The sequence below is a fragment of the uncultured Psychroserpens sp. genome (genome assembly GCF_947494225.1).
Classification (GTDB): Bacteria; Bacteroidota; Bacteroidia; order Flavobacteriales; family Flavobacteriaceae; genus Psychroserpens.
In genome coordinates this window covers 662594-685785 of sequence record NZ_CANLUG010000001.1, presented here as the reverse complement: position 1 = coordinate 685785, position 23192 = coordinate 662594, and the positions used below count along the sequence as shown (strand labels likewise).

Sequence of the window (23192 nt, the reverse complement as noted above, 5' to 3'; positions counted from 1 at the left end):
TGATATGACTACAAAAGTATGATATTTATCATATAATATTAAGAAATGACTTTAAAAAACCACAAACGATACTTAAAGTTCTTCTAGCGTTGTTTTTTTTCGCCTGACCTTTTTATTTTTGCTAACGTAATTTTCCAAATCAGGTATGGAGCACTACAATATGTCTAAGGGCACAACATTTTATGCAATTGGTCTCAGCTATAAAAAAGCTGATGCCGAAATACGGGGTCATTTTAGTTTGGATGAAACGTCTAAGGTTAATGTTTTAGAACAAGCCAAACAAAATGGTATTGAAAGTTTAATTGTGACCTCTACATGTAACAGAACCGAAATCTATGGTTTTGCACAACACCCTTTCCAACTTATTCAATTATTATGTGACAACACTAAAGGTACTGTTGAAGAATTTCAAAACGTGGCTTATGTCTATAAAAACCGTGATGCAATTTCTCATATTTTTAGAGTTGGTTGTGGTTTAGACAGTCAAATTCTTGGTGATTTCGAAATTATTAGTCAGTTGAAAGTTAGTGCCAGACTATCAAAAAAACATCAATTGTTTAATCCATTTCTTGAACGTTTGGTGAATGCTGTTATTCAGGCTTCAAAACGCATTAAGACCGAAACCGATATTTCTTCGGGTGCAACCTCTGTATCATTTGCTTCGGTTCAATACATCATGAAATCGATTAATCAGGTTTCAGAAAAGAATATTTTACTCTTTGGAACTGGTAAAATTGGCCGAAATACTTGTGAAAATTTAGTAAAACATACGAAGAACGAACATATCACCTTAATCAATAGAACAAAGGATAAAGCCGAAGCTATTGCAGGGAAATTTAATGTTCTTGTTAGAGATTATGCAAATCTACAGGAAGAAATTAATAATTCTGACATTCTAATTGTCGCCACTGGAGCTCAAAATCCAACAGTCGACAAGCATTGTATACAAACATCTAGACCTTTATTGATTTTAGATTTGTCCATCCCGAAGAACGTAAATAACAACGTTACAGACTTAGGAAATGTCACACTGGTACACTTAGATGATTTATCTCAAATTACAGATGAAACTTTAGAGCGTAGAAAAGCACATATTCCTGTTGCCGAAAACATTATTGAAGATATTAAAACCGATTTCAACGCTTGGTTAGCTACTCGAAAATTTGCACCAACTATTAAGGCGTTAAAACATAAGTTAACCGATTTTGCTACCGCCGAATTGGATACACAACGCAAAAAAATGAATGACTTCAATGAAGCGCAAGCCGAGTTAATAAGTAACAATATCATTCAAAAAATAACCAATCATTTTGCACATCATTTAAAAGGTGATGACGTCTCAACAGATGACAGCCTTGAACTCATAAAAAAAGTGTTTCAACTCGAAACAACTACAAACAATGCCTAAAACAATTAGAATTGGAACGCGCGATAGTGAACTTGCACTATGGCAAGCCAAAACAGTACAAAGTCAACTTGAACATTTAGGTCATAAAACAGAGTTGGTTCCTGTAAAATCTACAGGAGATTTAGTCCTTAACAAGCCTATCTATGAACTAGGAATTACTGGTGTATTCACCAAAACCCTAGATATCGCTATGCTAAATGAAGATATTGATATTGCAGTTCATTCACTTAAAGACGTCCCTACTCTACTACCAAAAGGTATCGTACAAGCGGCTGTTTTAAAGCGCGGCAACGTTAAAGACTGTCTTGTTTATAAAAACAACGAAGAGTTTTTATCGCAACGTGATGCAGTTATTGCAACAGGTAGTTTGCGCAGAAGAGCACAATGGTTAAATCGTTATCCAACGCATACTTTGGTAGATTTACGCGGAAATGTAAATTCTCGATTACAAAAGCTAGAAGACAATAATTGGAACGCCGCTATTTTTGCTGCTGCTGGTCTTGGACGTATTGGCTTAAAACCAGAACAATCGTTTAATCTCGATTGGATGCTTCCTGCTCCTGCTCAAGGTGCTATTATGATTACTGCTCCTGAAAATGACGAAGACATTAGAGCCATTTGCGCCGAAATTAATCATGAAGAGACCGAAATCTGTACAACAATAGAGCGCAAATTCCTAAATCTTTTAGAAGGAGGATGCTCAGCCCCAATTGGAGCTCTCGCATTTATTAAAAATGAAGAAGTACACTTCCAAGGGGTTTTACTAAGTCTTGATGGAAGCAAAAAAATAGAAGTTCAACGTACTGTCCCACTAGGAAAACATGACGAATTAGCGCAGTTTGGTGCCGACTTTATAATTGAACGCGGTGGAAAACGTTTAATGGATGATTTAAAAAAATCATCTAAAGATGTTAATATCTACTCTACCAAATCCTTAACCGATGACCAAAGGCAGTTGTTTCACAATAACGTTGTTTCGGAAAGCTCAGATTTTATAAAAATAAGTTTGAATCGTATGACGCCTAAGGTCTTAAAACCAATGCCTAAAAACGTCATTATTACCAGTAAAAATGCGGTAGAAGCATTGCTAATGAATTTTGCGTCACAAGAATTACAATTTGAGAATATCTACTGTGTTGGAAGGCGTACAAAACGTTTAACAGAACGTAAAATAGGAAAGGTGACACACACCGAAAACAACTCGAAAAACCTGGCCAAATATTTAGTTGAACACATTAATGGTACCGAAGCCACTTATTTTTGTAGTGATATTCGTTTAGATGAATTACCAACCATATTAGAAGAAAACAATATTACAGTTAATGAGGTAACCGCATATGAAACCAAATACGATCCGGTAAAAATTAATGAATCAGTACAAGGTGTCATGTTTTATAGCCCATCTACCGTTCAAAGTTATAAGCAAGAAAATCTTAGCGGTAACACCATAGCATTCTGTATTGGCGAAACCACAGCTAAAGAAGCCAGTAAACATTTTGACGATGTTAGAATCGCAAGAGTACCTACCGTTGAAAGTGTTATTGAGCTTGTAAATGAGAATTATATAAAGTAGGAAGGTTGTGGTGTTAATTTGTAAGCCTTCTAAAATGCATTGTTCATTACACCTACTTCAGTACTAACTAGGAAAAAAACTATGATAAAAAACGACTTATTTTTAAGAGCATTAAAAGGAGAAACCGTAGAACGCCCGCCAGTATGGATGATGCGTCAAGCAGGTCGATATCTTCCTGAATTTATGGAAATCAAAGCTAAATACGATTTCTTTACACGTTGTCAAACACCTGAGTTAGCTAGTGAAATAACCGTTCAGCCTATTAGACGATATGGTATGGATGCCGCCATTCTGTTTAGTGATATTTTAGTGATCCCACAAGCTATGAATATCGAGGTACAAATGAAACCTAATTTTGGGCCCTATTTACCAAATCCTGTGCGTTCTCAAAAAGATGTTGATAATGTTATTGTTCCAGATGTAAAGGAAGCCTTAAATTATGTCTATGACGCTATAAAAGCTACCAAGGAAAAACTTAATGATGAAATTCCATTAATTGGCTTCGCTGGATCACCTTGGACTATTTTATGCTACTGTGTCCAAGGACAAGGCAGTAAAAATTTCGATAAAGCCAAAGAGTTTTGCTTTACTAATCCTATAGCTGCTCATCAATTATTACAAAAAATTACAGATACTACTATTGCTTATTTGAAAGAAAAAGTAAAAGCAGGTTGTAATGCTGTACAAGTGTTCGATTCTTGGGGTGGTATGCTATCTCCTGTTGATTATCAGGAGTTTTCTTGGCAATACATTCAACAAATTATCGATGCGTTAAAAGATGATGCACCTGTTATTGCTTTTGGTAAAGGGTGTTGGTTTGCACTCGGTGAAATGGCAAAGTCTGGGGCGTCTGCTTTAGGTGTAGACTGGACTTGTTCTGCAAGAAATGCACGTTATTTAACAGGTGGAAATATTACCTTACAAGGAAATTTCGACCCTACGAGATTGTTCTCTCCGCCTTCAGAAATTAAAAAAATGGTTCACCAAATGATTAATGAGTTTGGTAAGGATAAATATATTGTAAATTTAGGTCATGGAATTTTACCTAACATCCCGTTAGATAATGCCAAAGCATTTATTGATGCTGTAAAAGAATATCAACCTTAATTTGATTTAACTAAAAAATGATAAAGAATATTTCACAAGGTATACAAGCATATGCTGGTTCTCTAGCATTAATCTCTAAGTTAAATCTTTGGAAATTCTTTTTCATTCCAATTGCTATTAGTGTAATTACCGCAGCAGTTATTGGGTTATCGGCATATGGACTATCAGATAATATAGGAGACTTTATTGCTAAAATTTGGCCTTGGGATTTTGGTAAAGAAACCTTCACTTCTATTTCCACATTTATTGGTGGTATTGTGATTTTAGTGGTAGGATTAATTCTCTATAAGCATATCATAATGGCACTATCTGCGCCATTTATGAGTCCGGTTTCAGAAAAAATAGAAGCACATTTAACTGGTATAGAAAAACACAACCATAGAAATACTTCATCTCGCGAACAGCTATGGAGAGGTATTAGAATAAATTTACGAAACTTAGGAAAGGAGTTGTTATTTACCATCCCTCTCTTGTTGCTAAAATTCATACCTGTAATTAATATTTTTTCAACCGTTCTTTTATTCTTACTGCAAGCATATTATGCTGGTTTTGGTAATATGGACTATACTTTAGAACGACATTATAAATATAGGGAGAGCATTAGTTTTGTTAGAAAACATAGAGGAGTTGCTATTGGTAATGGCATTGTTTTTATGCTCTTCTTATTGATTCCTGTTGTAGGTATTATTTTGGTGTTACCTATGAGTGTTACAGCAGCATCGTTGAAAACTGTAAAACTCATTCAACAAGATAATTTGCTTCCCGAACACAAAACGATTGTATGATGATTGGGGGATTTGACGGTTTTGAAATCAACCCAATACATCAAGGTGATGTTTGGAAAATTTGCAACTTTATGGTGGCCAATGCCGATCGTTTAAAACGCTATTTCCCTAAGACATTAGAGCAAAATCTAAACCCTACCTTATCTCAACTTTTTGTTGACAAAAAGACCAAATTATTTCAAAGCAGAGAAGAGTTTTTATTCACTGTTAAACATACCGAAACTCGAGAATTGGCAGCTGTTATATATATTAAAGAGTTAGATTGGGAGAAAAAACAAGGTGAGTTTGCTTACTGTGTTGGATATCCTTTTACTGGGCAACAACTTATGTCTAAAGCCATAAAGTTATTATCAACCTACGCTTTTGATACTTTAAAATTAAACACACTTCAAATCATTGTTAATAAGAACAACATCCCTAGTGTAAAAGTAGCTGAAAGAAATGATTTTAAATGGCAAAAAACGCTTGAAAACGAATTTACTCCACCTGGTGAACAACCTTTAGATATGGAGCTTTATGAATTGTATAAATAATTAACTATGCCGCATTTTGTGATAGATTGTTCTGAAAATGTTTTAAAATTAAATAGCCCAGAAAAAACACTTCTGACAGTACATCAATGTGCGACTAAATCTGGATTATTTGATGAAAGTGATATCAAAGTGAGATTAAATCCTTTTAAGGAAAACTATATCGTTGGAGGAAAACAACAAGATTTTATTCATGTCTTTTCTAACATTATGGAAGGAAGAACAACAGATCAAAAAAATCAACTGTCTAAACTCATCATAAAAGAGCTTAAAGTCATATTTCCAACTATCGGTTTTATAGCTGTTAATATTAGAGATTTTGAAAAATCAACCTACTTTAACAAAACAATGGTTTAATATGAAAGATACATTCTTCAATTACATTCACGAGCTACAAGATACGATTACTTCAAAGTTGGAAGCTATTGATGGAAAGGCTAAATTTCAAGAAGATATTTGGAAACGCCCTGAAGGTGGTGGCGGAAGAACTCGCGTTATAGAACATGGAAATGTTTTTGAAAAAGGAGGTGTTAATATTTCTGGTGTTCATGGTAAGTTGCCTGATTCTATGCAAACCTATTTTGGTGTAGAAGATGCCAATTTTTTTGCCTGTGGGTTAAGTTTAGTGCTTCATCCTAAAAACCCAATGGTCCCAACTGTTCATGCCAATTGGCGCTATTTTGAAATGTATGATCAAGACGGTAATATTGTAGATCAATGGTTTGGTGGTGGGCAAGATCTCACTCCTTATTATTTATTTGAAGAAGATGCCATTCATTTTCATCAAATTTGTAAAACGGCTTGTGATCATCACAATAACAATTTCTACGAAACTTATAAAGCCAGATGTGATGAGTATTTCTATAATTCGCATCGTAATGAAGGTCGCGGTATTGGTGGTTTGTTTTTTGATTATTGCAAAGCCACCAGCGACATGTCAATGCAAAACTGGTATGATTTTGTCACCGAAGTTGGTGATAGTTTCCTAGAGGCTTATGTGCCTATCGTTGAAAAACGTAAAGATTTAGACTACAACAAAGCACAACGCGATTGGCAAGAAATTCGTCGTGGGCGTTATGTTGAGTTCAATTTGGTACATGATAAAGGTACTTTGTTTGGCTTAAAAACGAATGGAAGAATTGAAAGTATCTTAATGAGTTTACCACCTCACGTTCAATGGGTATATGATCACCACCCAGAACCAGGCAGCAAAGAAGAAGAATTAATTAACGTATTAAAACAACCTAAAAACTGGGTATAAATGAAACTATTAAGTCGCGTATTTTTAATTATCAATTGGAAAACATTTGTTATCACAGGCTTGGCCATAGCTTCAACAGCATTTTGTTTGCATTTTGAAATCAAAGCCGATTTTCCATTAACACTTATTGGTACTGCTATCGTATTTCCAATTGTATTCTCTATTGGCGGCGCCTATAAACGTCGTGAAGTTGCATTAGATGAATACGGCTCTATAAAAGCGCATGGTCGTGCACTGTATTTTGCTGTTTCCGATTGGCTAGAAAACCCACCTCAGGAGTTAAAAGATGAATTAAAGACCCATCTTAAAAACCTTTTAAACTCTTGTAAACATGTATTTAATAATCCAATAAATGAACTCGAAGAAAACGAAAAAGCCGTTTATGCGAGTTTTGAAGGTTTATCAAAGTTTATCAAAAGCATGCGATCTCATGGTTTACCATCTGGTGAAGCATCACGTTCTAACCAATTTTTAAGTAAAATGATGATTTCTTTTGAACGCATCAAGCACATTTATCAGTATAGAACTCCAAGAACACTCAGAACCTATAGTGATATATTCATTGTTATTTTACCTATAATTTATGGCCCTCACTTTGCGCATAATGTAACGAGCTACAGTTTCGGTCTACAATATGCTGTACCTATCATGTTTAGTGTTATTTTGGTGGCTTTAGATAATATCCAATCACATTTAGAAAACCCATTTGATCAACAAGGTGAAGATGATGTTTATATCAACGAGGAAAAATTTATAAGAAATTTAGATTAAAACTATGTATCCATTAAGACGAAACCGAAGATTAAGAACTAATAATGCAATTAGAAGTTTAGTTCGCGAGACCATTATTTCACCAAACGACTTTTTGGTCCCTCTATTTGTTGTAGAAGGAAAAGGGATTAAGCAAGAAATTGCTTCTATGCCAAATTATTATCGCTATAGTTTAGATTTATTAGAACATGAAGTAAAAGAGCTTTGGGCACTAGGCCTAAAATCTGTGCTTTTGTTTGTAAAAGTTCCTGACAACTTAAAAGATAATAAAGGAACAGAGGCTTTAAATCCAAACGGACTTATGCAACGTGCCATCAAAACTGTTAAAAACGTATGCCCTGAAATGTTAGTTATGACAGACGTTGCTTTAGATCCTTATTCGTCTTATGGTCATGACGGTATTATTGCTAATGGTCAAATTATTAATGATGATACTGTTGATGTCTTAGCCGAAATGAGCCTGTCTCATGCTCAAGCTGGAGCAGATTTTGTGGCGCCAAGCGATATGATGGATGGTCGAATTTTAGCGATAAGAGAAGCTCTTGAAGATGATGGTTTTACAGATACTGGTATTATGAGTTATTCTGCAAAATATGCTTCTGCTTTCTACGGCCCTTTTCGCGATGCACTAGACTCGGCACCTGCAGATATAAAAGATATTCCTAAGGATAAAAAAACCTATCAAATGGATTTCGCAAACCGCTTTGAAGCACTCAAAGAAACCGAAATGGATATTGATGAAGGTGCAGATATTGTTATGGTTAAACCAGGCTTGTGTTACTTAGATATTGTTCGAGATATTAAAAATGAAGTAGAGGTTCCTGTTGCTGTGTATCAGGTTTCTGGAGAATATGCCATGCTTAAAGCGGCTGCCGAAAAAGGATGGTTAGATCACGATGCCGTAATGTTAGAACAAATTACTGCTATTAAACGTGCAGGAGCAGATATTATAGCTAGTTATTTTGCTAAGGATGTTGTGAAGTTATTGTACTAACTTTTGAAACGTATTCTTTATATAGCGTCTTTTATTATCCTTTTAGGAAGCCTTTTGACATATTTTGTTTTAAAAAACCAAGAAACCAATCTTGGTTGTGCTACAGAAGATATTAGAAAAGGGGCGTGTGGCACTTCAGGTTTTAACGAATCTGGCTTAGAAGGGCGATCACTTTTCAATACTAATTGCGCCGCTTGTCACAGCTTATATAGAGTAATGACTGGTCCTGCGCTAAAAGATGTAGGTAAAAAATATGATTCGTTAACTATAATCAAATTTTTGCATGGAGAAAAGACAGCTATAATAAATAAAGACTACGATAACAACTGCATGGTTTTCAAAAATTTAACCAACGAAGACATCCTAGATATCTTAAAATATACAGATCATTCCAGATGAAAAAACAACTATTCCTGTTTGGTATCATTATAGTCCTAGGAGGTTTCATTACTTATGTCGTTTTAAAAAACCCAAAATCAAATACACAGCTTCAAGAGTCTAAAATTATTGATAACCCAATCACTTCAATGACCGATAACGAGTTGGAAGGTAAGCGGCAATTCGAGATTAACTGCGTCGTATGTCATAAATTAAACGTGATAGTTGACCCTCCTCTTTTACAAAAGAGAATTCATGATTATAATCTCAAGGAGTTTCAACAATTTATTCGAAACGAAAAACGAGAGCGAGTTAACAACTTTGGTATTGAGTGTATGGTATATTCTGAGATGAATAGACAAAAAATTAAATCTATTTATGACTATCTCATATACCAGATTCCTATAGACTATTAAATCTATTTACTACTACTGTTTGAGTTTTTTTATCTCGTCACCAAGATTAATCCCCCAGTTAATCCCTAACAAGGTCACAAGATTATCATCTACAGGAAAATCTTTTCCAAAACCACCTGTAATACTCAATTTTTTCGAATAATGGAATGTAAAGTTTCCAACAGATCTATATTGATCATCGTCTCCACTTCGTTTCAAATATTCGTATGAAAACTTAATTTTTTTAAATTCAAATTCTATTTTCCCACCAACATCCCAATAATCATTACTAAATGGGATTTGATTCTCTCCTATATTGAAACCGTCATCAACATATTTGGCAATACCGTATAAATGCAGGTAATTTTTACTCTTGTCATCTCTGTTACTAGATTTAACCAAATCTATTGAATAATCAAAAGTTAGCCACCCAGCAAACCGATCTAAAGACGATGAAAAATTATTATCATTAAATAACAGTCCATAACCAGCACCAAAATCGGCTCTAAATGTAGGTTTGATATTTTTCCTATTGTAATAAAAATTCTTCATTACTTTGAGTCTTTCTTTCATATAATAGTCAACCACTTTACTATCTATACCTTGATTTTTTGCCAAATCATAATAGGGCTTTTGAGCTTGAGCTCCACCTTCTAAAACATTTATTCCTGGCATGGTAAGATTACTATTAGGACCATTGATCGCATTTTCAAAATCAAGTACATCTTGATCGCTTATCCCTTTCTCTGTTGATCCACTCACCTTGCCTCTTATACCATTAATAGCCTCAATTAATTCGGTTCTTCTATCCTCACCATAGACACTAAAAATATTAGATCGTATCCCAATAGAAAATGTCTTTTTCGCTTCAGCAAAGCCATTAAACTTTTTATCTATATAGCCAATTGATACAGACGTATTCGTAGAAACACCTTTAAATGGATCAATTTTGGCCGTAGATTTATCAATGTCTCCATTTTGATCAAAACTATTTTCGGTAAAACCCCTATAGGCTTCGTAAGATTCTCCTGTGTTCTCTTTATTTACAAACCACCAATATAAATTAGACTCAATAGCTATATTACCAGAGTCAAAACCACTGTATAAATAAGTAGCCAAACTTCCTATGTTTTCAGGGTTCTCAATAGCTGTTGGTGTTTGATCAAGCAATAAAAAAGCGGGTGCTGTCGTGTTTTGAAACGTAAAATCGTTTATAGAGACTTCTTGTTTATTCTCTTGTTGCCCATAATTAGCCAAGCTTATAAACAATCCGCAGAGTAAAAAAAATAAATTTCTCATAGTATTATTTTATAGTGATTGAACAAACGATTTATGTGAACTTCTGAAATCTTCTAAAAACTTAATTTGAATTTCTTTTCTTATAAAGAACGTATTGTCATCATCAAAATGAAACTCTGTAGGGAAGTCATCAAAATTAGAATAGAAGGTTTTTTTAGTATCTCGATCTGATATTTTAAATTCTATTTTGGTCGACTTGATAAATCTAAGCCTGTCTGGACTTGTATTTTGCACCTGATCTAAAGCCAAATTAACTCTAATATTTAGTACGCTGGGATTCTTGACATCAGATTTAGAAATGGTAGCAGAATCACCATTTCCTAGAGCGTTGTCATCTAAGAAGAAAAATGATGGGCCTCGATCCTTAGCGGCTAAACTACTAATTGTTACTTTAGCATTTATGGCTTGTTTATTTTCATACGTTTCAAATGTTTCCATAGTATATATTTTGTTATTGATTGGGTTTCTTTTTAATATTATTTAATAGTTGTTTTTATTAGTGCTTTGACATTCGAAATTTCGGCTTTATAATCACATAGCGCTGGGATTTGAACCTTTATCAAATCGGTCTTATCTTCTATTGTTTTCATTTCTATAACTAAGACTTTGTGTTCTACAAACTGAGCCTCGATAGTGATCTTATTAGCATCTTCATTAAATGTGACATGTAACTTCTTGTTTTCGGCAAACGCTTTTTCATTATCATCCTTATAGCCTTGGATCTTATCTTCTCTTTGCTCTATTTTTTCGGCCTCAGCCCTTTTCTGTTTTTCAGTATTTAATAGATATAAACTTACCGAGCCTCCAATCAAAACGGCCACTGTCGCCATGGCAACCCAGAACTTTGCACGCTTTATACTTTTGGCTAACGCAATTACGAAATTACCGTAGGTCTCATTAATCTTCAACGGGCTTCTTATATCCAATTTCTCAATATTTAATTCTTGCCCAACCGATGTTTTATATATAGCGACAAACACAACAGCAATAGGAAGAATGAAGCTAAAGTAAGCCCATCCGTTGGTACTATCCTCCAACATTCCTTTTACAAGACCAATTGCCGCATAAAACCCTAATAACGCCTTGAGATAAACATTATAATTATTGAGATGTCTAAAAAGGTTGGTAAAGGTCTCGTCTACTAACTTCTGACCTTTCTCCATCCAATATATATCGAAATCTTTTAAATCACTCATCTTGTTTTATTTTTACATATACGCGTTGCATAAAATCACAGCAAGGACACTTCACAACAATATAATCGTTAATAAGTTTCTTCTCTACTGACCGCATTAGGAGATCTATAGCTATCTCCTGAACTGGAGCTGCTACAGGTGTTAAAACAGGAGAAATCACAACATCAAAAGATTCATTGCAATCTTTCTTTTGGCATTCTACTCGAATAATCTCGTAGACCTTGGGTGCATTAGAAGTTTGTTCAGCGGCCATAATTATCTATTTAATTATGCTACTAAATTCTAAAACAGGGAGTGTAAAATCAATACCCAATACAAGGTATTTCAAATATAAAGTTACAAAATAATCTAATCCCTTTCAAAACTCTAATGTTAACAGGAATTCTAAGATTTCTTTAAAATGCCCATTATTACTGACACTTAAACACTTACATAGGTTAATGCAAGGTTAACTTATTTGATTTTTATCATTTTTAAAAATCTTCAACCTAGATTTGTATCATCATCAATCATTAAAATCAAAACACCATGAGAACTTTAAAAAACGATTTAATTACAGAACGACATCAAGGAACGAAATCGCACAATTGGAATTCAAGACGACGTTACAGATCAATAAAGTAAAAACACATGAATTCATCAATCAAACAATCAACCACTATGATGAGCATAATGTCTTTTTAGACATTGTGCTCTCTTTTATTAAAGATGATTCTTAATTTTAAGCAAACAAAAACATTGCATGAAGAAAAAAATTAACCTGTTAATTAGTTTATCTATTCTTGGATTAATTGCCTTATCTATTATTCAAGGCTATTTAATTAACAACACCTATAAACTCAAAAAAGAAGCATTCATCACTGAAACTAGACAGTCTATTTCAAAAATTGATGACTTCTCTCCTGCTTTAGATTCGTTATCAGATATTTGGCAAGACAATTTTCTAAATACCATAGCAGATTATAAAGCCAGTACAGCCACCAAATCAGACATATTAGAAGGTCTTCAATCTATAATAGACTCTATAAATGAAACCTATCGTGTTGAATACCAAAAAGAGCTGGTTAAAAAAAACATCCCTTATGGTATAAAATTCCATAAAAAAATTAGAACTATTATATTACAAGATTCGGTAAAAAATGATACCATTTTCAATTTTGATAAAACACCGAAGTCCATTGTTTTAGGCGATCCTATTTCAGATGAAGATGCCATAGGTGTTAGCTCCACGCTCTGGTCTACAGATCACACTTCTAACAGAGTTATTAACGGAGAAGACAAAGAAATCACCTTCTATTTAGTGTTTTTAACTCAAGATAAAATGGACATTGCAGGTTGGAAAAAAATCGTTTTCAAACAAATGGTTGGGTTACTTTTATTATCGCTTTTAATCTTTGCCGTGGTTATTGGGTTATTGTATTATTCGATTAAGAGTTTAATCACGCAGAAAAAAATTGCCGATATAAAAACCGATTTTGTAAACAACATCACACACGAACTAAAAACACCGCTAGCAACCTTAACTTTGGCAACTAAAATGCTAAAAAAAGAGGAGGTAAAACAGCAACCACAACTTGTTGATAATACTGTAAATACTATAGAACGTCAAAATAAACGCCTTCAAAAACTCATTGATCAAGTTTTAAATAATAGTTTGGGTTATAACGAAATACAGCTTCTCAAAGAGAAGGTTGAAATTAAGCCATATATCAATACTGTTTTGGACGACTTTCTATTATCGGTTAAAAACGAAGACGTCACAATAAATCGAACCTTTGAAGGATCGCATACAACTATTGATCTCGATAAATTTTATGTTACAACAGCCTTGTTAAATATTCTAGAAAATGCTGTAAAATATGCCAGTGATCATATTATAATTGATTGTATGGTTGACAGTAATCATGAGCTCAATATTTCAATAAAAGACAATGGTATTGGCATTTCGGATAAAGATAAAAAACAAGTATTTGAAAAGTTCTTTCGCGTTGGAAACAAAGAAATTCATAATGTTAAAGGTTTAGGTTTAGGCCTATACTATACCAATCAAATTATAAAAGCACATGATGGAAAAATCACTGTAGTTAGCAAAGAAGGTCATGGTTCAACATTTACATTAACAATTCCTTTTAACCAATAATAAGCTATGAAACATATTCTTTTAGCCGAAGATGATGTAGATTTCGGTCATATATTAAAACAATACTTAGAAATTTCTGGATACCAAATTACTTGGGCTAAAGATGGAAAAGAGGCGTTAGAACAGTTTAAAAATGGGCATTATAATATTTGTGTGTTTGATGTAATGATGCCAAAAATGGATGGTTTTACATTAGCCGAAAAAGTCATTGATATCAACCCCGAAACACCATTCATTTTCTTAACGGCTAGGAAGCTTAAAGAAGATAAAATAAAAGGGTTAAAGCTTGGAGCAGATGATTATATTGTAAAACCTTTTGAAGCAGATGAACTTGTATTAAGGCTTAACAACATTCTAAAACGTACTGAAAAAGCAGCGCTTCAATTGCCTCAAAAAGATATTGTTATTATAGGAACCTACACCTTTGATACCCATAGACTCGAATTGAGTTCTGGTGATTATAAAAAACAACTCACGCAAAAAGAAGCAGAATTGATTCTCTTTCTTTTCAATCACAAAAACCAACTCCTTAAACGTGAAGACATCCTTAAAGCTGTTTGGGAAAATGACGATTTTTTCTCAGGAAGGAGTATGGACGTATTTATAAGCAGATTACGCAAATACTTCAAACAAGATCCTTCAATTTCAATTGAGAGCATTAGAAATGTTGGTCTTGAGTTTAAAATAAGTTAATAGAGATTATGTTATTGGTTAACGCTAGGTTAACGCTTAATCTTTTCTTTTTTAAGCCATTACAGTCGTCTACATTTGTATCAAACAATCATTAAAAACGAACAGTTATGAATTTTTCAAAATCAAAAGACAGACAAAACAGTATTAGAATTATCGGCCTAAAAAAAGGATTATGCTTAGCATTTAGTTTTGCTTTGCTCTCGGTTAGTGGTTTAAACGCACAAACAACTCCAGAACCACCAACTCCACCAAAAACGACAACAACATCAGGAACATCATATTCTATTTCAATAGATAATGATGATGACGAAAAATCAAACAGTTCTATTTCAGTAAAAACAACAGATGACTATTATAAATTTAGAGCGAGCTTTCACAAATCTAAGAATGAAGCTGTAAAACAGATGCTAATCAAAACCTTAGGTAAAAGCAATTTAGATGTTAATGGTAATACTTATCTATGGACCAATAGTAAAACTGGTGATGAAGTTTTTGAATGTAAACTCACTAAAGGTCATTTAAGAATATCATTGGATACAGATGTCGCATCAAGTGCATTTACAGAAAAAATCACCAAACTAGGCCAAGAATTAAAGTATCTTATATCTGGTACTAGTAGAAAAGAAGACGAGGCAAGACAAGCCGAACGTGCTCGACGAGATTTAGAACGTGCACAAAGAGACTTAGATCGAGCAAAACGAGATCTTGAACGTGCAGAACGCAATGCAAAACGATCAAAAGGCAATTAAACCAATCAATCAAACGAATATTCTATAATATTCTATAAATTAGCCATTAAATAAATTTATTTAATGGCTTTACTTTTATTATACGCATTTGTTTCTATTTTCTTTTCCTTTTTATGTTCTATACTAGAAGCTGTATTGTTAAGCGTAACACCAACATTTATAAACGTTAAGAAAAAGGAGGGCAAAGCCTACGCAAGTGCCTTAGAAACTTTAAAAAAAGATGTTGACCGCCCTTTAATTGCTATCCTAACCTTAAACACCATTGCGCACACTGTAGGTGCTATTTTGGTAGGTGTACAAGCAAAGGTTGCCTATGTTGAATTATACGGCTCACAAACAAGACGTATTTTTGGTATAGAGTTTACCGAAGAGTTAATGGTTGGGGTTGTATCATCTATTATGACTATTTTAATTCTAGTTGCTTCGGAAATTATCCCAAAAACAATTGGAGCAACCTATTGGAAACAATTAGCAAATTTTACAACAAAGGCGTTAAAGTTCTTAATCATTCCATTGAAATACACTGGGATTCTTTGGATTTTACAACTTACAACAAAATTGATTGGAGGTAAAGGTCATCACGGAAGTGTTTTAAGTCGTGAAGATTTTCATGTCATGGCAGATATGGCTCATGAAGAAGGTGTTTTTCAAGAAAACGAAAGTAAGATTATTAAAAATCTATTAACCTTTAAGGAGGTGTTTGCTAAAGATGTAATGACGCCTAGAACTGTAATGAAAGCTGAGGATGAAAAGACCACTGTTGAAGATTTCTTTAATAAAAATATGAATTTACGTTTTTCAAGAATTCCTATATACTTAGACAACCCAGATAATATTAAAGGTTTGGTTTTAAAAGATGAAGTATTTAAAGAAATGGCTCTTGATAATGGTTCTAAAAAATTGTCTGAACTCAAACGAAATATCATCGTTGTTGAGCGCAATTTACCCATTCCAAAATTGTTCGAACAATTAGTAGAAAGTAGAAATCACATGGCACTAGTTGTTGATGAGTATGGTTCAGTTAGTGGATTGGTGACTATGGAAGATGTTATTGAAACCTTACTTGGTCTGGAGATTATGGACGAAAGTGATAATGTTTCTGATTTGCAACATATGGCACGAAAAAGTTGGGAAGCCAGAGCTAAAAAGCTAGGAATTCTAGACGATGCTAATTCTAAAAGCGAACATGAATAGCATGGAAACCTGTATCATTAATTCTCCTCTAGGATTCACTAAAATTGTAGGTGATGAAGATGGTATAGCTCAAGTAACGGTTTTAAACTCCAAAGAAAAAGAAACAGATATCATTCCCACAATATTGGAAGATTGTGTCATTCAACTTAGAGACTATTTTGAAGGCTCTCGTACAACATTCGATTTAAAATTAAACCCTCAAGGCACCGAATTTCAAAAGTTAATATGGACGCTTCTTGAGGAAATTCCGTATGGGAAAACCATTTCATATCTACAGTTATCAAAACGTCTTGGTGATGTAAAAGCCATAAGAGCTGTAGCCAACGCTAATGGTAAAAATCCATTATGGATTATTGTACCATGCCATCGCGTTATAGGCAGTGATGGCAGTCTCACGGGCTATGCAGGTGGGTTACACAGAAAGCAATGGCTTTTAGAACATGAAAGCCCCTACAAACAACAATCTCTATTTTAATGTATAAAGTTGCAACACAATTTTTAGAACGTTTTTTTAAACCCGCAACGATTTATAAATATGGCTTTAATTGGTCTCCAATGTATAAGCGAACCACAGCAAAAGTTGTTGAAGTTAGTGACGATTTACATAAAGTTGTCATTTCGATGAAACCTAGTTGGAAAAACAGAAATTTTGTAGGAACCATCTTTGGTGGCAGTATGTTATCTGCAACCGACCCTATTTATATGATTCAATTGATGCAAATTCTAGGCGAAAATTATGTCGTTTGGGACAAATCTGTTGAAGCGCAATATAAAAAGCCCGCTAAAAGCCAGATTTTTGGTGAGTTTACTTTTTCTAAAGAAGAGATTGAAAATATCAAACAAGACATAGTTAACAAAAATCAAATCGACATTGTTAAAACCATGAATCTTGTTGATGCCAAACAAAATATAATTGCTACTTTTAAGAAAACACTATATATCGCAGATAAACGTTTTTATAAAGAAAAACTAAAGCAACGTCAGACAAAACATTAACTTGGTTACAATGAAATTTTTAAAAAAACTCCTCAAGGTCTTAGCTCTTTTATTCGGTTTAATTATTCTCGTGCTCTACATAACAGATACAGATTACCTCATAAAAGCTGTAAGAACAATCTATATGAAAGGACATACAACAGCCTTTTTAGAAGATTATAAAGAATTTGACAATCAGCCAATTAGCGCCTCAGATGCACCTAAGCCTTGGCCAAACCATAAAGATTATAACACTGTAACAACAACGCCTGAGCTTGAAAAAGTTAACCAAGACTGGGGAACCATTGCTTACCTCATTATTAAAAATGATAGTATCTGGTTTGAAAAATATTATGATGGCTTTAATGAAGATTCTAAATCGAACTCATTTTCAATGGCAAAAAGTTATGTTTCAGGCCTACTAGGAAAGGCCATAATGGAAGGTTATATAAAAAGTTTAGATCAACCTGTTTGTGATTTTCTTCCAGCTTTTTGCGAAGGAAAAGCCTCCAAAATGACCGTTGGGGATTTATCGTCAATGGCATCTGGAACCAATTGGGATGAGGCCTACTATTCTCCATTATCGATTACTACACGTGCTTATTTTGATGACGATCTTGCAAAAGTAATGAATGGATTAAAAGTAGTTGATGAGCCTGGACAAGGGTTTAAATATGCCAGTGGTGATACTCAAATGCTTGCTATGGTCATAGAAAAAGCAACAGGTAAAAAAATGTATGACTACTTTGAAGAAAGCTTTTGGAAACCTTTAGGCTCTGAAAATGCTACACTTTGGCAAGTAGATAGTGAAGATCATGACTTAGTAAAAGCCTACTGTTGTATTGCGAGTAACGCCAAAGACTTTGCGCGCTTTGGAAAACTCTATAAAGACCATGGAAAATGGAATGGAAAACAACTTTTAGACTCTGCATTTGTTGCAAAATCAGTCCAACCTCGTTTCCCTGAAAGTCCAGAGTATGGTTACGGTTGGTGGCTTCGCCAAATAGGAGATAAACACTTCTTTATGATGCGTGGTCATTTAGGTCAATACGTTTTTGTAGAGCCAAATGATAACATCATTATTGTAAGGTTAGGTCATGAAAAATCTCCAGATATTGGAACTAAAACTTTTACTGATGATATTGGGTTATACATTGAAGAAGGCTACAAAATGCTGAACTCAAAATCGTAATATTTCTTAATAAATTAAAACTAACCATCTATGAAAAAGTTACTCTTAATACTACCTGCCCTGTGCTTATGCGGTAACATATTTGCCCAGAGTAAATACAACTTAGATTTCGAAATACTCGAAAATGAAACTGCCAAAGGTTGGGCGTCTCCATTAGGAAATGATAATTATAAAATATCATATGATACATCTATACGTCAAAATGGTAAGGTATCTGCTTCAATAGAAAGTATTAATGAGGAAGGTGGATTTAGAGCTATATCGTATCGCATTCCTTCCCATTTTAGTGGAAAAAAAATTAAACTTACAGGTTATGTTAAGACAGAAAATGTTAGGGATGGCTGGGCTGGTCTATGGTTGCGTTTAGATCCAAAAATTGGATTTGATAATATGCAAGATAAAGGTATAACTGGAACAACAGACTGGAAAAAATATGAAATTGAATTAGATGATTTACCCAACGCCGAAACAATTGTATTCGGAGGTTTAATTTCTGGTAAAGGAAAAATGTGGTTCGATAATTTAGAGCTTACAATAGACGGAATACCTATTGACAAAGCACCTTTAAGAGAATTATCTAGTGCAGAAAAAGATGTTGAATTCAACAACGGATCAAATATCAATACTTTGGAACTAGACGATACACGTCTTGCTAATTTAGATCTGTTAGGACGGATTTGGGGGTTTTTAAAATACTACCATCCCAACATAGGAACTGGAGCTGTTAATTGGGATTATGAGCTATTTAGAGTATTACCTTCTTATCTAAATGCCGCTAATAATTCGGAACGAGACGCCATACTCTTATCATGGATAAATAAACAAGGTGATGTTAAACCTTGTAAGCCTTGTAAGGCCCTAGATAAAGATGCTCAAATGGTCCCAGATTTAGATTGGATCACCTCTTCTAACTTATCGAGTGCATTGGAGCAAAAATTAAATATGATTGAAAAAAACAGGTTTCAAGGAACACATTATTATGTTGGGAGTGGTCAGGTAGGTCAAGCTAATTTCACAAACGAAAAGTCTTATGTTAAAATTCCGTATTCAGATTTAGGATTCAGATTGTTAGCTGTTTATCGTTATTGGAATATGATTCAATATTATTTTCCGTACAAAAATGAAACCGATCAAAATTGGAATTCGGTTTTAAAAGAAATGATTTCTAAAACTATTAAGGCAGAAACAGAAACAGATTATCACCTTGCTCTTTTAGAAATGGTGGTAAAAATAGACGATAGTCATGGTGTCTTCTCAACGCCAAAAACTTGGGCCCATTTTGGGACAAAATTCCCCCCTTTTGAAATTCAAATTATCGACAATAAAGCTGTTGTATCCAAATTTTATGATTCCAATTTAGCTGAAGAAAATGATATAAAAATTGGAGACGTTATTACCCATGTAAATGAGGTTCCTGTTTCAGAAATTTTGAAAACCAATAATAAATATATATTTGCATCTAATCCATCCGTAAAACGAAGAGGTGCCTTTTTTGTCTTGTTTAAAGGCGATAATTCATCTTGCAATGTCACTGTAGAAAGGCAAGGAACTACGACGTCTAAAAAAATAAAGAAATATTCATATTCAAACTTTAACCGTCAACAATCTAAAGATAAGTGGAACATGTTAGACAACAACATCGGATATGTTCATATGGGGAACTTAACGCGTGGAGATGTCACTGAAATGATGACGGCATTTAAAGACACTAAAGCTATCATATTTGATATTAGAAACTATCCGCAAGGTACTTTGTATGAAATTGCACCATACTTAAACACCAAATCTGTTGATTTTGTAAAATTCACGAAACCAGATTTATCTTATCCCGGAGCATTTATTTGGGAGCCCAGTTATCAAGCAGGAGGAGGCAGTAAAGAAGATCTTTATAGAGGGCAAGTCATCTTGCTTGTAAATGAAACCACTCAAAGTCATGCAGAATTTACTGCGATGTGTTTGCAAATTGCAGAAAACGCGATAACTATTGGAAGCCAAACCTCTGGAGCCGATGGCAATGTTAGCAAATTCAATGTGGTTGGAGGCTACTCAACAATGATTACAGGGATAGGGATATTTTATCCCGACGGCAGAAAAACACAGCGCATAGGCATCGTTCCTGATATTGAAATAAGACCAACCATTAAAGGGATACAGCAAGGCAGAGATGAAGTATTAGATAAAGCACTAGAGGTAATTGACAGTAATCTGATCAAGGACTAAAACATTTAACCATTAGTCTTAATCTTTTGTTATTTAACAAATTCTTAGTTAGCCGTCTATCTATTTCTTTCTTTTTTTGATTTTAAAACCAATCAACAATGAAAAAATTAACACTTCCTCTATTTACCTTGTGTACTGTTTTCAGTTGTATTGCACAGAGTGATTTCAACTTAGATTTTGAAACTTTAGATGGCGACTCAGCCAAAGACTGGACGTCATTTGGTGATGGCAATTACAAAATAAGTTATAGCGATGTTATTGCTCAACACGGACGCATTTCGGGTGTTATTGAAAGCCTTCCTGACGAAAGTGGTTTTCGAGCATTATCTTATAAAATACCTGCTTCTTTTGGAGGTAAAAAAATAAAATTAACTGGATATCTTAAAACTGAAAATGTTAAAGGAGGTTGGGCAGGCTTATGGATGCGAATTGATCCAAATGTAGCATTCGATAATATGCGTGCTAAAAAACTTCAAGGCACGAATGACTGGGAAAAATATGAGATAGAACTCAAGCTAGATGATAATTCAGAAGAAATACGTATTGGAGGTATACTCGTAGGAACAGGAAAAGTATGGGTTGATCACCTCGAAATCACTGTAGATGGTAAACCATTAAATCAAGCCCCTAAGAAAGCACTTTCAAAAGCGCGGATGGATAAAGAATTTGATACAGGTTCTAATATTTCTTTTCATGATTTAAACGAGGTTCAAATTAAAAATTTAGAATTAATAGGACGTGTTTGGGGTTTTCTAAAATATCATCATCCAGAAATTGCGAAAGGTAATTTCAATTGGGATTATGAATTGTTTAGAATCCTGCCAAAATACTTAAAAACCACATCCAACACTCAACGCGATAATGTATTAATTGCATGGATAGATAGTTTAGGCAAAGTAATGCCTTGTAAATCATGTAAAGCGGTAGATAAAGATGCTTTTTTAAAACCAGATTTAGATTGGATAAAAAGCAACGAAATATCGGTTGCACTAAGTGAAAAACTTCTGTATGTAAAAGAAAACAGACACCAAGGAACGCATTTTTACATAGGCATGGAATCCTATGTAGGGAATCCAAAATTTAAGAATGAAAAATCATATTCTGGAATGAAATATCCAGATGATGGTTTTAGATTGCTTTCGGTATTTAGGTACTGGAATATGATCAACTATTTCTTTCCATATCGACATTTAATGGATAAGGATTGGGACAGTTGTCTTGCCGAATATATTCCAAAGTTTATTGACGCGAAAAATGAACTTGAATATGAGTTAGCAGCCATTCAAATGATTGGAGATATTAAAGACACGCATGCCAATCTATGGGGTGGTAATGATAAAATTCAGGAACAAAGAGGTGATTATTATGCACCTATTCATGTTAAATTTATTGAAGACAAACTTGTTGTTGACGCACTTTTTAATGATGAAAAGAGTAGGTCTTGTGGTTTAAAATTAGGAGATGTGATTACGCATATTAATAAAAAACCAATCACTGATATTGTTTTAGACATGAGCCCTTATTATCCGGCATCAAATCAGCCTACACGATTACGCGATATTAGTTTTGATATTTTACGCTCTACAAATAAAAAACTTGATTTAAAAATTGACCGTGGAAGTGACCATTTTGAAACTACGATAAATCTTCATCCTAAACGAAATATTAAAGGCCATTATAAATGGTATAAAAAACGTACTGAATCTAGCTTCAAAAAATTGAATAACAATATTGGTTATGTAACACTACAAAATATTAAAGAAAAAGATGTTGATTTACTCAAAGAAGCGTTTAAAGATACTAAAGGTATTATTGTAGATATTAGAAATTACCCTTCCACTTTTGTACCATTTACACTAGGAAATTATCTCAATTCTAATCGTACAAATTTTGTTAAATTTACATCTGGAAATATCGATAACCCAGGTGAATTTGTTTTTAGAGATGGTTCGAAGGTAGGTTTAAAAAGAGGTTGGTCATACAAAGGACAAAAAGTAATTGTTATAGTTAATGAAATATCTCAAAGCCAAGCCGAGTATACTGCGATGGCCTTTAGAGCTGGAGATAAAACAACCATTATTGGAAGCACTACAGCTGGTGCAGATGGCAATATCTCTCGAATTAACCTTCCTGGAGGATTGCAAACAATGATTTCTGGAATTGGCGTATATTATCCAGATGGAACAGAAACGCAGCGTATTGGGATTGTTCCAGATATTGAAGTAAAACCAACAATTGAGGGCATTAAACAAGGTCGTGATGAATTGCTAGAAAAAGCTATAGACCTCATCAACCAGTCAATTACAACAAACGAAACAATTAAAGACTAACG

The 23192-nt window shown here is 33.9% G+C and carries 24 protein-coding genes; 20 read left to right on the top strand and 4 right to left on the bottom strand.

Translation table 11 applies throughout. From position 1 onward, the window contains the following. The first annotated feature begins 145 nt into the window (after positions 1 to 145). The 11 genes from hemA (at position 146) to Q0893_RS03020 (ending at position 9223) form a co-directional block, all read left to right on the top strand. Positions 146 to 1408, top strand: coding sequence for a glutamyl-tRNA reductase (gene hemA / locus Q0893_RS03070; protein ID WP_298901004.1), 1263 nt, complete (start codon positions 146 to 148; stop codon positions 1406 to 1408). Then, positions 1401 to 2981 carry a hydroxymethylbilane synthase gene (gene hemC, locus Q0893_RS03065; protein ID WP_298901005.1) on the top strand — a complete coding sequence of 527 codons (1581 nt, stop codon included), beginning with the start codon at positions 1401 to 1403 and terminating at the stop codon, positions 2979 to 2981. Before hemA ends, hemC begins: the two co-directional genes overlap by 8 nt. 81 nt (positions 2982 to 3062) lie before the next feature. Continuing rightward, entirely contained in the window at positions 3063 to 4088 is a 1026-nt protein-coding gene (hemE, locus tag Q0893_RS03060; protein ID WP_298901006.1) for a uroporphyrinogen decarboxylase, read from the top strand. A gap of 17 nt (positions 4089 to 4105) precedes the next feature. Further along, entirely contained in the window at positions 4106 to 4873 is a 768-nt protein-coding gene (locus Q0893_RS03055) for an EI24 domain-containing protein (RefSeq protein ID WP_298901007.1), read from the top strand. Then, positions 4873 to 5406, top strand: a complete 534-nt coding sequence (locus Q0893_RS03050) for a GNAT family protein (protein WP_299272365.1) — start codon at positions 4873 to 4875, stop codon at positions 5404 to 5406. Before Q0893_RS03055 ends, Q0893_RS03050 begins: the two co-directional genes overlap by 1 nt. A 6-nt stretch (positions 5407 to 5412) precedes the next feature. Further along, on the top strand, positions 5413 to 5760 hold the full coding sequence (locus tag Q0893_RS03045) for a 5-carboxymethyl-2-hydroxymuconate Delta-isomerase (protein ID WP_299272364.1): 348 nt from the start codon (positions 5413 to 5415) through the stop codon (positions 5758 to 5760). 1 nt (position 5761) lies between these two features. Further along, the gene (gene hemF / locus Q0893_RS03040) at positions 5762 to 6664 is read left to right on the top strand and encodes an oxygen-dependent coproporphyrinogen oxidase (protein ID WP_299272363.1); all 903 of its coding nucleotides are present in this window, start codon (positions 5762 to 5764) and stop codon (positions 6662 to 6664) included. Next, complete coding sequence (locus Q0893_RS03035; protein ID WP_298901011.1) at positions 6665 to 7435, top strand: hypothetical protein; 771 nt, start codon at positions 6665 to 6667, stop codon at positions 7433 to 7435. Between the two features lie 4 nt (positions 7436 to 7439). Beyond that, a complete protein-coding gene (gene hemB / locus Q0893_RS03030) occupies positions 7440 to 8429 on the top strand; it encodes a porphobilinogen synthase (protein WP_298901012.1) in 990 nt (329 codons plus the stop codon). A gap of 3 nt (positions 8430 to 8432) precedes the next feature. Beyond that, on the top strand, positions 8433 to 8828 hold the full coding sequence (locus Q0893_RS03025) for a cytochrome c (RefSeq protein WP_299272361.1): 396 nt from the start codon (positions 8433 to 8435) through the stop codon (positions 8826 to 8828). Then, a complete protein-coding gene (locus tag Q0893_RS03020; protein ID WP_298901014.1) occupies positions 8825 to 9223 on the top strand; it encodes a hypothetical protein in 399 nt (132 codons plus the stop codon). The genes Q0893_RS03025 and Q0893_RS03020 overlap by 4 nt, the downstream gene beginning before the upstream one ends. Positions 9224 to 9235: 12 nt before the next feature. On the opposite strand, the gene Q0893_RS03015 is transcribed toward Q0893_RS03020, so the two are convergent. The 4 genes from Q0893_RS03015 to Q0893_RS03000 are packed head-to-tail and all read right to left on the bottom strand — an operon-like array spanning position 9236 to position 11950. Further along, entirely contained in the window at positions 9236 to 10501 is a 1266-nt protein-coding gene (locus tag Q0893_RS03015) for a hypothetical protein (protein ID WP_299272359.1), read from the bottom strand. Positions 10502 to 10510: 9 nt separating this feature from the next. After that, the gene (locus tag Q0893_RS03010) at positions 10511 to 10939 is read right to left on the bottom strand and encodes a hypothetical protein (protein WP_298901018.1); all 429 of its coding nucleotides are present in this window, start codon (positions 10937 to 10939) and stop codon (positions 10511 to 10513) included. A 38-nt stretch (positions 10940 to 10977) separates the two neighbouring features. Beyond that, the gene (locus Q0893_RS03005) at positions 10978 to 11697 is read right to left on the bottom strand and encodes a hypothetical protein (protein ID WP_299272356.1); all 720 of its coding nucleotides are present in this window, start codon (positions 11695 to 11697) and stop codon (positions 10978 to 10980) included. Next, positions 11690 to 11950, bottom strand: a complete 261-nt coding sequence (locus tag Q0893_RS03000) for a hypothetical protein (RefSeq protein WP_298901021.1) — start codon at positions 11948 to 11950, stop codon at positions 11690 to 11692. Before Q0893_RS03000 ends, Q0893_RS03005 begins: the two co-directional genes overlap by 8 nt. Before the next feature lie 489 nt (positions 11951 to 12439). On the opposite strand from Q0893_RS03000, the gene Q0893_RS02995 reads away from it, so the two are divergent. The 9 genes from Q0893_RS02995 (at position 12440) to Q0893_RS02955 (ending at position 23190) form a co-directional block, all read left to right on the top strand. Then, positions 12440 to 13837: a HAMP domain-containing sensor histidine kinase gene (locus Q0893_RS02995; protein ID WP_299272354.1), complete on the top strand. Its 1398-nt coding sequence runs from the start codon at positions 12440 to 12442 to the stop codon at positions 13835 to 13837. Between the two features lie 6 nt (positions 13838 to 13843). Then, on the top strand, positions 13844 to 14530 hold the full coding sequence (locus tag Q0893_RS02990; protein ID WP_298901024.1) for a response regulator transcription factor: 687 nt from the start codon (positions 13844 to 13846) through the stop codon (positions 14528 to 14530). 107 nt (positions 14531 to 14637) lie between these two features. Then, positions 14638 to 15279 carry a hypothetical protein gene (locus tag Q0893_RS02985; protein WP_298901026.1) on the top strand — a complete coding sequence of 214 codons (642 nt, stop codon included), beginning with the start codon at positions 14638 to 14640 and terminating at the stop codon, positions 15277 to 15279. 63 nt (positions 15280 to 15342) lie between these two features. Next, a complete protein-coding gene (locus Q0893_RS02980; RefSeq protein ID WP_298901027.1) occupies positions 15343 to 16473 on the top strand; it encodes a CNNM domain-containing protein in 1131 nt (376 codons plus the stop codon). 1 nt (position 16474) lies between these two features. Further along, positions 16475 to 16948 carry a methylated-DNA--[protein]-cysteine S-methyltransferase gene (locus tag Q0893_RS02975; RefSeq protein ID WP_298901028.1) on the top strand — a complete coding sequence of 158 codons (474 nt, stop codon included), beginning with the start codon at positions 16475 to 16477 and terminating at the stop codon, positions 16946 to 16948. After that, entirely contained in the window at positions 16948 to 17469 is a 522-nt protein-coding gene (locus Q0893_RS02970) for a DUF4442 domain-containing protein (protein WP_298901029.1), read from the top strand. The genes Q0893_RS02975 and Q0893_RS02970 overlap by 1 nt, the downstream gene beginning before the upstream one ends. 10 nt (positions 17470 to 17479) lie before the next feature. After that, on the top strand, positions 17480 to 18640 hold the full coding sequence (locus Q0893_RS02965) for a serine hydrolase (protein ID WP_298901030.1): 1161 nt from the start codon (positions 17480 to 17482) through the stop codon (positions 18638 to 18640). Positions 18641 to 18670: 30 nt separating this feature from the next. Next, complete coding sequence (locus Q0893_RS02960) at positions 18671 to 20860, top strand: S41 family peptidase (RefSeq protein ID WP_299272349.1); 2190 nt, start codon at positions 18671 to 18673, stop codon at positions 20858 to 20860. A 98-nt stretch (positions 20861 to 20958) separates the two neighbouring features. Next, positions 20959 to 23190, top strand: coding sequence for a S41 family peptidase (locus tag Q0893_RS02955; protein WP_299272347.1), 2232 nt, complete (start codon positions 20959 to 20961; stop codon positions 23188 to 23190). Positions 23191 to 23192 lie beyond the last annotated feature (2 nt).

What these genes read in the sequence shown, in the direction of transcription:
- Q0893_RS02990 (WP_298901024.1), top strand. Translation starts at nt 13,844, where the DNA reads ATGAAACATATTCTTTTAGCCGAAGATGATGTAGATTTCGGTCATATA.
- Q0893_RS02965 (WP_298901030.1), top strand. Translation starts at nt 17,480, where the DNA reads ATGAAATTTTTAAAAAAACTCCTCAAGGTCTTAGCTCTTTTATTCGGT.
- hemF (WP_299272363.1), top strand. Translation starts at nt 5,762, where the DNA reads ATGAAAGATACATTCTTCAATTACATTCACGAGCTACAAGATACGATT.
- Q0893_RS02995 (WP_299272354.1), top strand. Translation starts at nt 12,440, where the DNA reads ATGAAGAAAAAAATTAACCTGTTAATTAGTTTATCTATTCTTGGATTA.
- hemB (WP_298901012.1), top strand. Translation starts at nt 7,440, where the DNA reads ATGTATCCATTAAGACGAAACCGAAGATTAAGAACTAATAATGCAATT.
- Q0893_RS02975 (WP_298901028.1), top strand. Translation starts at nt 16,475, where the DNA reads ATGGAAACCTGTATCATTAATTCTCCTCTAGGATTCACTAAAATTGTA.
- Q0893_RS03035 (WP_298901011.1), top strand. Translation starts at nt 6,665, where the DNA reads ATGAAACTATTAAGTCGCGTATTTTTAATTATCAATTGGAAAACATTT.
- Q0893_RS02955 (WP_299272347.1), top strand. Translation starts at nt 20,959, where the DNA reads ATGAAAAAATTAACACTTCCTCTATTTACCTTGTGTACTGTTTTCAGT.
- hemE (WP_298901006.1), top strand. Translation starts at nt 3,063, where the DNA reads ATGATAAAAAACGACTTATTTTTAAGAGCATTAAAAGGAGAAACCGTA.
- Q0893_RS03005 (WP_299272356.1), bottom strand. Translation starts at nt 11,697, where the DNA reads ATGAGTGATTTAAAAGATTTCGATATATATTGGATGGAGAAAGGTCAG.
- Q0893_RS03050 (WP_299272365.1), top strand. Translation starts at nt 4,873, where the DNA reads ATGATTGGGGGATTTGACGGTTTTGAAATCAACCCAATACATCAAGGT.
- Q0893_RS03045 (WP_299272364.1), top strand. Translation starts at nt 5,413, where the DNA reads ATGCCGCATTTTGTGATAGATTGTTCTGAAAATGTTTTAAAATTAAAT.
- hemC (WP_298901005.1), top strand. Translation starts at nt 1,401, where the DNA reads ATGCCTAAAACAATTAGAATTGGAACGCGCGATAGTGAACTTGCACTA.
- Q0893_RS03000 (WP_298901021.1), bottom strand. Translation starts at nt 11,950, where the DNA reads ATGGCCGCTGAACAAACTTCTAATGCACCCAAGGTCTACGAGATTATT.
- Q0893_RS03055 (WP_298901007.1), top strand. Translation starts at nt 4,106, where the DNA reads ATGATAAAGAATATTTCACAAGGTATACAAGCATATGCTGGTTCTCTA.
- Q0893_RS02970 (WP_298901029.1), top strand. Translation starts at nt 16,948, where the DNA reads ATGTATAAAGTTGCAACACAATTTTTAGAACGTTTTTTTAAACCCGCA.
- Q0893_RS03015 (WP_299272359.1), bottom strand. Translation starts at nt 10,501, where the DNA reads ATGAGAAATTTATTTTTTTTACTCTGCGGATTGTTTATAAGCTTGGCT.
- Q0893_RS02960 (WP_299272349.1), top strand. Translation starts at nt 18,671, where the DNA reads ATGAAAAAGTTACTCTTAATACTACCTGCCCTGTGCTTATGCGGTAAC.
- Q0893_RS02980 (WP_298901027.1), top strand. Translation starts at nt 15,343, where the DNA reads ATGGCTTTACTTTTATTATACGCATTTGTTTCTATTTTCTTTTCCTTT.
- Q0893_RS03020 (WP_298901014.1), top strand. Translation starts at nt 8,825, where the DNA reads ATGAAAAAACAACTATTCCTGTTTGGTATCATTATAGTCCTAGGAGGT.
- hemA (WP_298901004.1), top strand. Translation starts at nt 146, where the DNA reads ATGGAGCACTACAATATGTCTAAGGGCACAACATTTTATGCAATTGGT.
- Q0893_RS03010 (WP_298901018.1), bottom strand. Translation starts at nt 10,939, where the DNA reads ATGGAAACATTTGAAACGTATGAAAATAAACAAGCCATAAATGCTAAA.
- Q0893_RS02985 (WP_298901026.1), top strand. Translation starts at nt 14,638, where the DNA reads ATGAATTTTTCAAAATCAAAAGACAGACAAAACAGTATTAGAATTATC.